This window comes from Endozoicomonas sp. 2B-B, from assembly GCF_053470045.1.
Genome location: NZ_JBLZMU010000001.1, coordinates 6219989 through 6235200 on the forward strand (window position 1 = coordinate 6219989; position 15212 = coordinate 6235200).

Consider the following 15212-nt stretch of genomic DNA (forward strand, 5'->3'; position numbering starts at 1 on the left):
CTTTATTGAAACGGGTTAATGATTTGACCATGAGATTGGACAAAAGTTTTATAGTTTTTAAAACGATTCAGACAACGAATTCAAATTCAGGCTGTCCAAAAACTCTCCGGCAATTTTTGTCAGATCATTGGGTTTCAGGACCAGGGCATTACTGGCGTTGAGTGCCTGCCTTATGTAGTCATCCCTGATAAATTTCTGAAAAAAGGAGGGGGTACCAAATTCAAACATCATGGCATACAGCTCTGCTGGAGAGGATGGATCATGAGCGCCACAGGAGTCTGACCCGGCGTAAGCATCGGTCCAAAAATACGTTAAGCAACCGCCGTTCGAGTTTGCCACTCCATACAGATAATGACTGAAGGCTTGCTTAATTGCTTCCCAGCATTGTTTTTTAAAATTTTCCAAAAGGTCAGGTGATTCCTCATCAGGTTTTTCTTTGATGTCTTCCAATAACTGCTTCAAGCTCGGGCTATTCTCAGCTTTTAGTTGGATCAGAGCCTTGGCCTTTTCAATTATCCCGCTGTTGAACCAAAAGGGTTGCCCCAGCATAATCACCGGACGGTGGTTCGCCGTGCCAGGGTTTAACCGCACAAAAGCAGGCTGATGCACCAGCATTCGTTCAATATTCGGAACTCCCTGAGGTTCATCCGTCCAGGCGGTCTGTAAAGATGAGTGGGTCATTTTATTTTCAAGGAGTGGCGAAAACCCACCATGACAATGAGTGACGAAAAAGGAATAATCTCCGTAGTTTTGTAAATAGGCAAAAGCGTATCGCCATTCATGGCTATTTTTTTCCCTGGAGAATAATTCCGTATACCACTTTTTCAGGCAATGGTTGGCATTTACCTTCAATTCATCGATGCTTTCCAGACGCACTAATAGCTGATGATGCTGAGCGGCATTCATAACATGGTTATGGTAGGTGGGCAGTGGATCCAACCAACCCGATACCAGGGCTTCATGGGCAAGGCGAATAAACGGAGGTATGGCTAAGGCTTTGCTATCCAATAAACTATTCATTGAACTCAACCACCTTGTAGGGATTGATCCACCCTGAGCAATTATTTTTGAGTACAATAACTTGAGTTGTCCAATGACCTGATCGGCATTATCGTTGGACAATATTTTTCTTACTGCATCCGACATCGTTTTATGTTCATTCTCATCGTCGTTATAGATATCAGCGATCAAAATCCTGTCGTGATATCTTAATGCATCTTTTTCCAATAATATTGAGACACCCATGGAAAAACTGGCTAAATCTCCTTCCTGCCATAGTTTGTCTACCATATCGGAGGTGCTTAGACTGGCTTTTGGCAATGCACCGTTAGTCTCAAGGGCTTTGTTCAATTCCCCAATGCTGATGCCGCAGGATTTAGCCAGAGCTTGCTGTTGTGCCAGGTCGGCGCCTTTCAGGAGCTCCTTCAGTGTCTTTGACGCAGTGCCAGAACCACTGACCCTCCTGGTAGGCTGGAAGACAGACGGGGTTTCTGTCACCTCGGCAGGCGCCCCGAGCAAGTTAACTGACTCCCAGGTTTGGCCTCTATTCATAGAACACTCGGCAAAGGCGTGAGTAAAGTTGCCAATTTGCCGACACGGAATCCCGAAATAGCGACATAAAGCGACAAAAACAGGCACACGATGACGACAGCTTCCTTGCCGTTTTGTTACCAGGAATTGAAAGAAATTTTCATTGCTCTCTGCTACGGCGTTACCGGAGAACTGTTGGCAATAGCCCTTGATCGCCTCGATGCGTTGCGTCGTGTTTTTAGCGTTTTTTATTTGCCATAAAGGCCGCTGTTCTTCGGTTGGGTCTTGCAGGCCTTCAATGGTCTTGAACAATCTGTTCAGTACTGTTTTCATGCCTTCTGAACAGTGGGCGTCGAAGCGTGTTGCCTGTTTCGGGAGGGCTACTTTGGCGGGTGTTTTTTTGCCCGCTTCTCTGGGTTCTACGACATAAGCAGCTTCAATACGCTGGAAGGGTTCGGCCTCAGGAACAGAGAGTGTGTGGAGACCGGTATATCGATCCCTGGTCAGATTATATGGCAACTCGGGTTTTATACGCAGGGCGACGATATAGTCGTTAGCCTGCAGGCTGGGCAAGATACATCGACCCTTGTGCAATGAGATGATCAGGGTCGCCAGTGTTTGATCGCTGGCTAGTGTAACTTCCTGGTCAGGCCCCGGCAGACTGTCAGGTATCAGGGTTTCAACTCCCTGAATATGTTGATCATTAATATCGATCAGTTTGATATCACCCCCGGCAGTCACATAAATATCTTCTGCCTGCCAGCGATACATATTGGAAGGAAAGCTCTGTGTATCAAAAATCTTATGGTCGACAATTTGCCGCTGCTTCAGGTGCGAATAGTTCGTTTCCTGGTCCAATGCTATAGCCTCTTTCTCATGGACTTCCGGATTGTATTTTTCAGAACTGTCAAGCCAATGGTTCGGCAGATCACTTATCTGTTGCCAAAACGCAGGCCAACATTGAACTTCATTGGCGTTCCACGCCCTTATCAGCTGATCAGCCTCCCGAAGATAAGGCAGGCAAGCTGATTTTTTCAGCGTTTGTTCCTGTTCTCCTGTCAGAGGGAACAGGTTATTGGCGTCCACGCCCGTGCGGCCAAACTCGCGAGTAAACCAGCGTCGCTGCCAGTGTCGGTAAAGTGCCCGGGTGAGAATATCGTCCGACTCATCCGGCTTCAGCGAGAGACCGGATGCCTGCCATTTGGCCCTGGCCACCCTTTTGATAATTTCCGTTTTGGCTTCCTCTTTACTCAGCTCAGCCTCAATACGAATCTCATGATTGTTTTCATCAATACTGTTGATATCACTGCGTCGTATCAACCACGGACGACTAATGCCCGGTACCCTTTGGTTGAACCAATAGCAAAGTTCAGAATCAAGCTTACTTTTACCTATAACGAGAGCCGATGATTCTGGCAATTTCTCCAGCGACAGGTCGGCTGCCATGAGGTAAAGCCGGTAGTGCTTATCGAGGCATTGATGCAGTCCGTTTTCGGTAAAATCGTTCCCTCTGGTAACAGCTCTGGCGACATTCTGCAGATCAAGGCTGGTCGGCTGCAACGGCAGGTTTTTCCGATGCAGGTAAGCCCTTAATCGGCAATGTAACTGAGTCAGTCTTTCAGCCGCGAATTTCCCCTCCGTGGTCTGAGGCAACACTTTTTCGGCAATGGTCTGCAATTCGGTCTGCTTATACTGCCGGATCGGCAAATGTCTGAAACGGCCTTTCAGAGCCGGTGATAAGGGCTTTCGCCCGCTGTACTCAGGCGGGTTGATGGTGGCAAACAGGTGGAAACCCGGATGGGCGTCACCGGCCAGAATATCGTTCAACTCACCTTCCAGATGCTGGCTTTCGATCAGATTCATTTCTGAAATCACCACGATGCCGCCTTCCACTTTTGCCTTATGGATCGCTTCACACACTTTATCCCAGGAACAATCACAGGCATTCAGGAGAAATACCTCTGGCATGGTTTCTCCCTTTTGCCTGGCCTGCTGTTTAACACTTTCGATCATCAGATTCAGCGTGGCATCCTTACCCCGTCCGGCCGGACCCTGAATCAGCGTCGCCTGACGGCCGCCGTGTTTTACCTTGCGATAATAAGCCTGCTGACAGCGACTTAAATCTTGTCCCAGCCGTTGCACCAGCTCAATGACTGCCAATCCGGAGGTATCAAACTCAGGTCGGTTTTTTTCAGCGAATTGCATGAAGGGCTGCTGTATATCGTTCAGGATTTGTATGCGAACATTGTCGCTCAATGTGTTATCCAGTGGGTAACGGGCGGCAAACCAGATTTCCAGTGCCGAAAGAGCGTCCTTTTGAGTCTCGCTGATTTCGGGACCCAGTACATCCCGGAAACTTTGTTGAATTAAACTGTTTACTTGCTCGCAGCTGACACTGTCTCCTTTGGATAACCCACGATCCAGATACCAACCCACCCAACTGCAGATATCGGTCAAATCCCTGGGGGTAAACTCATGATCCGGCAACAGCTCCTGATAGTGCTGCCAGAGTGTCATCACACTCCCGGTTGCACCGGGTAGAATTTTGTTTATTTGAAGTCCTGTCAGATGCCGTTGTAACTGATTGACCAGCGCCGGTTCCACCACTCTGTCCCGAAGGAAAGCCCGGTCTAACCGAGGGTAGTAAGCCCTGAGCAGTTTCTCTTTCAGGACCGGGTCCAGCTGGCGCCCGGAATAATGATCCGGGTTGCCGGTGAGAATCACCCGGTGTTTTGCGCTGACCTTGACAGGATGACCATTCACATAGATGCAGGGCTCCGGTTCCCACAAACCGTTCAATGACGCTAGCGATCCGGCTTTGGCCAGATTGGCTTCATCCAGCACCAGGGTGATATAGTTTCCTCCAACACAGCCTTCGCCTTTGTCGGATCGGGTCCCGGCCCATTCCATCAAGGTCCGGTTTTCCAGCTTCATAGAGCGGTCGCCATCGGCGTGCTCTTGCCACTGCCAGCGTTTCATCAGGGTCTGTTCGCTGTCAGAAGGTCCAAGGGAAATGATCGCAGCCTGTCCTGAAGCCTTCGCCATTTTGGCAGAAAAGTAGCTTTTCCCGGTGCCGGTTTCTCCTTCAAGGAATATAACGGGAGAGTCTGTAAGCCGGTCATGGAGTCGGGATAATCGACGACTTTCACGATCCTTCTGACCCATCTCGCCGTGATAAAGATCATGAGCCAGTGCTGACAGGAACTGATCATTGGAACCCGTCCATTGCATTGATTGAAGCAGTCGTTTTTCTATGCGTTCAATGCGCTCTGCGTCAGGATTCTCTGTGACATATTCTCCCCTGGCAATATGGAAACAATCAGTGGCCAGAGCGTGAATGACATTGGATCGGAGCTGCCCTGCTGGCAAAATTAACAGCCAGCCACAGGCCAGTGCATCCTGCAAACGTTTAATCTGTCTTGCTGGCCTGATGGCTAAGGGTTGAGAGGGTCCTGCTGTCGCCGGATCGACTTCCAACTGATACGCCACTGCATCCCGTTTTTCTTCAGGCCCGTGAGCCGCGATCAGGGCACAGAGTCTGTCCAGAGCTTCTTCTTCATCGCTCAGAAATGGACGTTTATATCTCAGTCGTAATTGCTGGGCTTTAAATACTGCCGGGTCAAAGGCTCTGGCCAGTTGCCAGAGATTTTCCTTCACAAACGCTCTATCCAACCGTGGGGCAGTCATGATGATGTCGTGCAAGCGATCCGGGTCTACCCAGGCGGCTTGATTCTCATCTGACTTCTTATTGATATCTGGCGTCTTATCCGGTAGCAAGTGCCAACAAGCCACTTTCATAAAATCACGCACGGATGGGTGTTGCCGGGCACCATGAGTGACGACACTGTTGATGGCCTTTCGCCAGTGGCAGGGCAGGAGCAGTGTCGACTGGTCAACCTGTTGTGCTCTGCGGGCAGCAAGTATCAGGTTATTCAACAATCCTTCAGTGATTTCTGGCAGAGGTATACAAAGCCCGCCGGGTACGGTTTCAAAGACTTCGTAAATTTCATTAAGCGCTTGTTCTGGCAACTCAGCCCGGTGGATACCATGCCTGAGGGCATTGATCTCCCAGATATCAACCTCAGGACAGGGTTTACCCATGGCAATCATAGAGCTCAATACTGAAGAGGAGCTTTTTGCAGACTCAGGCCAGAGTAGGGTGACATGAGCGTCCGGGTAGGCCTGTAATTGGCCACTCAGCAACAAAGGTTGTCCAACAACCAGGGGCTCAAGGAGCTGCGCAAGTGCAGGATTAGTCTCGAGTCCCAGGATTACTACCGGCTTACCAGCGGTTAATGCCATCTGGAAATCACTTTGACATCGTCCAAAATGGGCTTTTTGTTCCGAGGTTATATGGATATTGTCAAATAGCTGGCTGAAGCTTGTCTGCTCATTGACCTGAATGACCAGAGGTGCTTTCGGGTGATCATTGATCCAATGGCGTGCCTGGGCATTTTGCTGATAAATGACGGTTTCAAAGGCAGCCTGGTCTCCGGTTTTTTCCTGTGGGATGGACAGAGGCTGCTCATCGTTTTCTGCTAATCCCAGGGCTTTCGGCTGCTGTCTCGAATGAGCCACCTGAAGTCGGGGCTCCAGACCTGTTGTCTCGCGAATCGTCTGCAGTGAACCCAGCAAACGAAACCAGAGTGCTTCATTGAGGGGAGAGGTTACGGTGACTGCACCGCCCGCCAGAACCTGTTCCAGCAAGCGGGTGTTAGGCGCAGCATAACCTTCCGGGTTAATGGCAACGGGGCTCAGCCATTCGCTAATATTACTCTGGTTAATAATGATCGGGTTTCCCGGTGGGTTATGGGAAAGTCCTGCCTCATCAGGGTGGGACAGGGCCCGGAACAGTGAATGAAGCTCTTCATCCCCTACCGGCATCTGATAAAACTGAACATCGTCAGGTAAATGACAGATCTTGCCATTGCTCTCAAAGCACTTTTGCGCCAGCATTTGTCGCATCGTCTGTTCAAATGCCAGATCCTTCCAGTTGGCTCCTTTCAATATTACCCGTTGTCCGATCTTTAATGATTCAAGCTTGCCGGGGATGTGCCGGATTCGTCCCCTTTTATCCACTCCAGGGCCGCCGAGCAGCAACTGTCGCCAGCTGCTGTGCAGGTGACAGTCAATAAGAAGGGTATTGTCGTCATCCACAGCGCTTTCAGCAGGGGGGAGCTCAGCCAATACAGGAGGGACTTTGGCTTTTTGTGCGTTGAACTGCCAGGTATTTTCCGGGCGATTAATTCGGCGCCAGAAATCAGCCCCCGGTGCGTCGGCCCCCGGTGCGTCGGCCCCCGCTGCTTCGTCACGCTGCCCAGCCGATGCTAACTGTGTGGGGTCTGCCAGAACCAGCAAGGAAACATGCTCCCCCAGGGGACGTTTGTTCTGGCTGACATTGTCGTACAGACAGGGGTTATCCGGATCCAGTAGATCGTTGAATTTTGGCAGATCCCCGCTGGTGAGCTTTCGGATATCCAGCACCAGTGTTAATGGTCTTGAACCCTCGAACAGCTTGCCTGAACGAAGCGCGTGGCGACCATCGTCGGAAATGCTCAACCGGGTCACCAGATTAGCCTGTGAGAGATCATCGGGATGGGAAATAAGGGTGACATCCTGATGCTCATCGCCGGTCTGGGCCACTAAAAGCTGTCGAACCTCATCATCACTGGCAACAAAACGAAAATCAAAGGCGTGAGGGGTCTTTGAGTTTGAGGATACGATTCTCGCTCTGTCAGGCGATGTTATCGGAGTTGACGATCTGTTGAGTTTGGCGATTACTTCAGGGCAGGTTTTTACAGCCTTTGACCATGAATCCAGTTTTGCTCTGTTGTCTGGTACACCAGTATTACGAACGGAGTTGTCTATTTTCTCATTAATCCGACCATCCACAATCAATCTCTCTCCTGTCATCTGAAGGACCGCATTGAAAATGTTTAATGATATGACCTTCAGACAGGATGGAAGTTCCGCTTGAACAGTTAGCCGTCACCATTGGAGGAAGCAGTCGATCTCGAAAAACTCATCATGACCAAACGGTTACCAGGTGTCCAATGACTCATAAAGCGAGTTCAGGTTCACGCTGTTTAAAAACTCTTCGGCAATGGTTGTCAGCTCAGCGGATCTCAGCACCAGAGCGTTACTGGCGTCCTGTGCCTGCCGTAAGTAGTCATCATTGAGACTTTCCCGAGACAGAGAAGGATCCAATTTTTCCATAATGGCATTCAGCTCTTCCGGAGAGGAGGGATCATGAGCGCCATGAGAACCGCTAACCGAGATCTTGGCCAGGGCGACAGAATCGCACCAACAATACGTTAAGGAGCCGCCTTTCGAGTGTGTCAATCCAAACAGATAATGACTGAAGGCCTGACGAAGCGCCCGGGAGTACTTGCTTTTTAAGTTATCCACAAGTGTTTGCTCCTCAGGTGATAACTTAGAGGGCTCGGCTTCGTATTTGTTTTGCGTAGCAATTGGTGTTTCCTTAACTTGAAGCAGTAATTCGTCCATGTTTGTAATGTTGCTGCGAACACTCATTCCTATTAACTGTGCAAAGATCTCGTCTAATTCTTGCCCAAGATAGTGGAGTTTTTCTTTTTCGTTTATCAGATATTGATCGATTTTTTCCATTAACGGATTCAATACCGGACTGTTCTCAACTTCCTGATAAAGCAAGGCTTTAGCCTTTTCATCAATCACTGTGCTACTCCAGCAAGGTTGCCCCAGGATAATCACCGGGCGGCAGTTTGCCTTACCCGAGATTAACTGTACAAATGCAGGATTGTGCGTCAGCATTCGTTCTATATTGGGAATGCCATTGGGTTGGTCCGTCCAGGCCTCCTGTAAAGATGAGTCGACAATACTTTTTTCAAGGGATAACGAAAACCCATCATAACTATCAGTGATGAAGGCGCGGGTATCATCTTTATTCTCCTGGAAACGCTTATAAAACAACTGCCATGCCTGGCTATTTTTTTCCCTGAAATAAAATGTCTGATACCAGTTTTTCAGGCAATGGGCGGCTTTAACTTTCAGCTCGTCTACGTTTTCCAGGAGCAACAATAACAGATGAAGTTTCGTGGTCAGTGCAGGATGTTTCACATTGACCGGCAGTGGTTCAAGCCAACCTGATTCCATGGCTTCATAGGCAAAGTGAATCAGCGAAGGTTTGGCTAAGTCTATGTCTACCAGTATGTCCGTTATTAAATTCAACCACTGATGAGGGCTTGCTCCGGCCTGACCCATTATTTTTGAACGGAGTGACTTGAGAAGCTCAGTGACCTGATCTTCATCACTGTTGGACAGTATATGTCTTGCTGCCTCCGATATTGCTTTAAATTCATTCTTGCCCCAGGCCAATGCATCTGTCTTCAGAGACTCGATCAATGAGACAGCCATGGAAAAACCGGCTAAATCTTTTCTCTCCCAGAGGTTCTTCAGAATACTGGAAGGACCCGGATTCGTTGCAGACCACGCACTTTCTGAAGCAAGGGCTTTGTTCAGTTCCCCGAGGCTCATGCCAGAGGCTTCAGCCAGAGCTTGCTGTTGTGCAAAATCAGCCCTTTTCAGGAGATTCTTAAGCTTTGCTGACACATGATTGGAATCCCTTAACTTCCAGAGGGGCCGGGAGTCAGATTTGATTTCTCTTGTCACTACAGTTGCACCGCCCAAATCCGCCGATTTCCAGGTTTGACCGCCATCCGGGGAATACTCAGCAAAGCAATGGGCAGGATTGGTGATTTGCCGACATGGAATCCCGAAATAACGACAAAAAGCAACGAAAACAGGCACACGATGACTACAGTTACCTTGTCGCTGTGTGACCAGGAATTTGAATAAATTTTCATTGTTTTCTGGCTGAGTCTTGCCGGAAAACTGTGTGCAATAGTCCGTGATCGCCTTAATACGTTGCTTTGTGTTTTTAGCTTTTTTTATTGTCTTCAAGCCCTCCCGAATTTCGGATGGCTGATCGGCAAGGTTCTTGAACAATCCATCCAGTACCTTTTTCATACCTTTTGAACAGTGGACGTCAGGCCGTGTTGATCGTCCTGCCCGGGCTGCTTCAGCCGGTGTTTTTTTGCCCGGTGCTCTCGGTTCTACGACGTAAGTCACGTGAACAAACTGATCGGCTTTGGCCTCTGGAACCGACAGCGTGTGAAGCCCGGTATATCGACCCCTGATCAGGGTAAATGCCATCTCGGGTTGTATACGCAGGGCCACGATAGACTCGTCAGGCGTCAGGCTGGGCAATAGATACTGACCATTCTTCGATGACGTTTTAAATTTTGCCAGTGTTTGAACTCTGGTTAATGTCTCTGGCAGTTGCTGGGACGGTGTCAGGGTTTCAAACCCCTCAATGTCTTGATCATTGATATCGAGCCGTTCGACATCACCCTTTGCAGTCACATTAATATCCTTTACCCACCAGCGATTCATCGTGGATGAAGGGGACTCGATATCAAAAACTTTATAGTTATAACACTGTGGCGTCTCCAGATGCTCATAGTTAGTTATCCGGTCCAACATCGTATCCTTTTTCCTGAGGGCTCTCAGGATGTGTTTTTCAGAATCGTCAAGACTGTCGTTCGGCTGACCACTTGCCTGGTGCCAAAACGCAGGCCACAATTGAACCGCGTCGGAGCTCCATGCCCCTATCCGTTGATCAGCCTCCTGAAGATAAGGCTGGTTAGCTGACATTTTCAGCGTTTGTTCCTGTTCTTCCGTCAGGGGAAAGACGCTATTAGCAGCCACGCCCGTCTCGCGAAACTCATGAGCAAACCAGCGTTGTTGCCAATGTCGGTAAAGTGCCTGGATGAGCATATCCTTCGACTGATCCGGCTTCAGGGGAAGACCGTATGCCTGCCATTTGGCCTGAGCCACCCTTCTGATGATTTCCGCTTTGACTTCCTCGTTATTCGGACGAGCCTTAATGCGAATTTCATGGTTTTTTTCATCAATACTGTCGAGGTGACCGAGTCGTATCATCCACGGACGATCAATGCTGGGTACTGTTTTGTTGAACCATTGGCAAAGTCCGGAATCGAACACGCCTTTATCCATGGCAAGCGTTGATGACTCTGGCAGTTCCTCCAGCGATAGTCTGGCGGCTATCAGGTAAAGCCGATAGTGCTGATTGAGGCATTGATGCAGTCCGTTGTCGCTAAAATCGCCCGCTCTGGTAACAGCCTTGGCGACAGTTTGTAAATCACGGCTGCTGGGCTGTAACGGCAGGTTTTTCTGTTTCAGGTCAGCCCTCAAGCGACAATGTAGCTGGGTCAGCTTTTCAGCCGCGAATTTCCCCTGGGTGTTCTGTGGCAGCACTTTTTCGGCAATGGTCTGTAATTCGGTCGGGTTATACTGCCGGATCGGCAAATGTCTGAAACGTCCTTTCAGCGCCGGTGATAAGGGTTTTCGACCGCTGTATTCAGGTGGGTTGATAGTGGCGAAGAGATGGAAACCCGGATGCGCGTCACCGGCCAGAATACCGTTTAACTCACCTTCCAGATGCTGGCTGTCGATCAGATTCATTTCCGAAATCACCACGATGCCGCCATCAACTTTTGCTTTCTGGATCGCTTCACGCACTGTGTCCCAGGAGCAATCACAGGCATTCAGGGGAAAGACCTCTGGCATGATTTCTCCCCGTTCTTCAGCTCGCTGTTTGACACTTTTGATCAGCAGATTCAGCGTGGCATCTTTACCCCGTCCAGCCGGGCCTTCAATCAGCGTTGCCTGTCGTCCGTCGTGTTTTCTGTCGTGATGATAAGCCTGCTGACAGCGGCTTAAATCCTGCCCAAGCTGTTGCGCAAGTTCACGGACTGTCGATCCGGAGGTATCAAACTCAGGTCGGAATTCTTTGGTAAATGCTTCGAAGTCCCGCTGAATATCTGGCAGGGTGTGGTTATGAACCTTGTCGCGCAGGCTATTGTCCAGTTCGTAACGGGCAGCAAACCAGATTTCCAGTGCCGAAAGGGCATCCTGATGCGTCTCGCTGATTTCGGCACCCAGTACATCCCGGAAACTTTGCTGGATCAAACTGTTCACTTGCTCACAGCTAACACTGTCGCCTTTGGACAACGCACGATCCAGATACCAGCCCACCCAGCTGCAGATATCGGTTAAATCCCTGGGGGTAAACTCATGGTCGGGCAACAGCTCCTGATAATATTGCCACAGTGCCATCACACTCTTGCTGGCCTTATGTGCAATACCGTTTATTTGATGGCGTTGTAAATGATTGAGCAAAGCCGGTTCCACCACCCTGTCCCGAAGGAAAGCCTGATCCAGGCGTGGGTAGTAAGCCCTGAGCAGATTTTCCTTCAGGGTCGGGTCCAGCTGACGCCCGGCATAATGATCGGGGTTGCCAGTGAGAATTACCCGGTGTTTTTCGCTGACCTTGACAGGATGACCATTCACATAGATGCAAGGTTGCGGTTCCCATAAGCCGTTCAATGATGCCAGCAATCCGGCTTCAGCCAGGTTAGCTTCATCCAGCACCAGGGTGATGTATTCTCCATCTTTGTCGGATTCGCTATTGGCCCATTCCATCAATGTCCGGTTTTGCTGAACCATAGAGCGGTCGCCGTCGTCTTGTTGTTGCCACTGCCAGCGTTTCATCAGGGTCTGTTCGCTGTCAGAAGGTCCAAGGGAAATGACCGAAGCCTGTCCTGAAGCCTTTGCCATCTTCGCTGAAAAGTAACTTTTTCCGGTGCCGGTTTCTCCCTCAATGAATATAACGGGAGAGTCTTTAAGCCGGTCATGGAGCCGGGACAATCGACGGCTTTCACGATCCTCCTGACCCATCTCGCCGTGATAAAGATCCCGGGCCATTGCTGACAATGGCCTATCACCAGAACCCGGCCATTGCAGTGAATCAGACAGTCGATTTTCTATTTGTTCAATGCGTTCCGAGTCAGGATTCTCTGTGACAAATGGCCTATCACCAGAACCCGACCATCGCAGTGAATCAGACAGTCGATTTTCTATGCGTTCAATGCGTTCTGAGTGATTCTCTGTGACAAATTCTCCTCTGGCAATGTCTGAACAGTCGGAGGCCAGAGCGTGAATGGCATCGGATCGGGTCTGCCCTGATTGCGAAAGTAACTGCCAGCCACAAGCCAGTGCATCTTGCAAACGTTTAATCTGTCTGGTTGGCCTGATGGCCAGGGATTGCCAGGGCTTTGTTGCCGCCGGATCGACTGCCAACTGATAGGCTATGGCATCTCGTTTATCCTCAGGCCCATGGGCCGCGATCATGGCACAGAACCTGTCCATAAGGTCTTTTTCACCCCGCTCTGGAAACGGACTATCATAGGAAAGCTGTAATTCGGCATCCTTAAACACGGTCGGGTCAAAGGCCCGGGCCAGCGGCCACAGGTTCTGCCTGACAAACTTTCTATCCAGTCGCGGGGCGCTATTGATGATGGCAGCTAACTGATCCGGGTCTACCGAGGCGGCCTGATCCTTATCCGGTAACAAGTGCCAACAAGCCACTTTCATAAAATCACGCACCGCCGGATGCTGACGGGTACCATGGGTAATGACGCTATTGATGGCCTTGCGCCAGTGGCGGGGTAAAAGCTCTGAGGAATGGTCAACCTGCTGTGCTCGTTGGGCAGCCAGTATCAGGTTACTCAACAACCCTGCGGTCATTTTTGGCAGGGGTTTGCACAGGTATCCAGGTACAGTATTGAACGCTTTGTAAAGTGAGTGAAGGGCTTTCTCTGGCAGTTTTTCCCGGCGGATATGATGCTTGAGGACATTGATATCCCAGAGGTCGGACTCTGGGTACAGCTTACTCTTGGCGACCATCAAACGAAATACTAAGGATGGGCTTTTCACAGACTCAGGCCAGAGTATTGTCACCTGAGCTTTCGGATAGGCCTGTAATTGGCCATTCACCAGCAGAGGTTGCCCGACAATCAGGGGTTCCAAAAGCTGCTGAAGGGTTGGATTGCTCTCCAGCCCCCGGAAGACCACCCGATTGCCAGTGGTCAATGCCTTCTGCAAGTCACTCTGACTGCGTCCGAAATGTGCCTTTTGTTCCGAGGTGATATAGATATTATCAAATAGCTGGCTCAAGCTGGTCTGCTCATTGACCTGAATGACAAGAGGCTCTCCACAGTGACGATTGACATAATAATTTGCAAAGGCGGGTTGCTGATAAATGAAGGCTTTAATGTCGGTTTGCTTTTTGATTTTTTCCTGTAGGTGACGGTTATTGGCCAGAGAGTGCGCATCGTTTTCCGCCAGTCCCAGAGCTTTCGGCTGTTGTCTTGAATGAGCTACCCGAAGTCGGGGCTTCAGGCCTGTGGTCTCGCCAATAGTCTGCAGAGAACCCAGCAAACGAAACCAGTGTGCCTCAGTGAGAGGAGAGGTTACGGTGACCACACCTCCTGCCCGAAGCTGTTCCAACAGACAGGTGTTGGGGACTGCATAGCCTTCCGGACCTATGGCAATCGGGCTCAGCCATTGGGCAATATTACTCTGGTTAATAATGATCGGGTTTTGTGGTGCCTGCCCTTTACCAAACCCTTTGTCACTGGAGCGGGACAGGGTCTGAAACACTGAATGAAGCTCATCCTCCGCCACTGGCATTTGATAAAACTGAACATCGTCGGGTAACCCACAGAGCTTGCCATTGCTCTCAAAGCTCTGTTGCGCCAGCATCTGCCGAATCGTTTGCTCAAAGGCCAGATCCTGCCAGTTGGCACCTTTCAGAATGACCCGTTGTCCGGCTCTCAATGACTCAAGCCTGCCGGGGATATGCTGGATTCGCCCCTGCTGATCCACTCCGGGACCACCCAACAGCAACTGTCGCCAGTGGCTGTGCAAGTGACATTCAATACAAACGGTATTGTCGTCGTCCATGGCGCTTTCGGCACTGGGCAATTCAGGCAACAGTGGAGGAACCTTATTGATGGCCATCGATGAGACATTATCGGTTTTATTATCGGTTTTATTGTCGCTCTGAGCATCGAACTGCCAGGTATTGCCCGGGCGATTAATTCGCCGCCAGAAATCGGCTCCCGGCACCTCGTCTGAGCTGCCAATTGATTTCAACTGTGCAGGGTCCGCCAGCACCAGCAGGGCAACATGCTCGCCCAGAGGGCGTTTCTTCTGGCTGACTTTGTCGAACAGACAGGGGTTATCCGGGTCCAGTAGATCGTTAAATACGGGGAGTTCATCGCTGCTGAGTTTTCGGATATCCAGCACCAGGGTCAATGGCTGCGAACCTTCAAAGAGCTTGCCCGAACGCAGAAGGTGGCGACCATCAGCGGAGATGCTCAATCGGTTCAGCAGGTTAGCCTCAGAGAGGTCATTGGGATGGCAAATCAGGGTAACGTCCCGGCCTTCGCAGGTCTGGTCAACCAAAAGCTGTCGAACCTCATCATCACTGGCGACAAAACGAAAATCGAAGGCATGAGCGGGATTTGGCAGGGAGGAGTCCGTTGAGGATACAGTTCTCGTTCTGGCAGGCAACCTCTCCGAAGACGGTGATCTCTCCAGTTTGGGCCTTACTTCAGAGCAAATTCCTACATCCTTCTTTTCCTTTAACGCTAAATCCAGCTTTGCTATCTTGGCTGCTACGCCATCATCAGGCAGGCTAAGATCAAGAGCGCGTTTTTTTGTACCTGTGCTAATCTGGCCATCCATAGTCCATCTCCTTGCTGTCATTAAAAAAC

Annotated in this window: 2 protein-coding genes; both read right to left on the reverse strand. The window is 50.0% G+C overall.

The window, feature by feature from the left end:
* Positions 1-57: 57 nt before the first annotated feature.
* The gene (locus tag ACOMHB_RS22625) at positions 58-7422 is read right to left on the reverse strand and encodes an AAA family ATPase (protein ID WP_448218311.1); all 7365 of its coding nucleotides are present in this window, start codon (positions 7420-7422) and stop codon (positions 58-60) included.
* Positions 7423-7569: 147 nt separating this feature from the next.
* A complete protein-coding gene (locus tag ACOMHB_RS22630) occupies positions 7570-15183 on the reverse strand; it encodes an AAA family ATPase (protein WP_448218312.1) in 7614 nt (2537 codons plus the stop codon).
* Between the last annotated feature and the right edge of the window lie 29 nt (positions 15184-15212).

Bases quoted from the DNA above. Each gene is read 5' to 3' on its own strand.
- ACOMHB_RS22630 (WP_448218312.1), bottom strand. From the start codon at position 15,183: ATGGATGGCCAGATTAGCACAGGTACAAAAAAACGCGCTCTTGATCTT.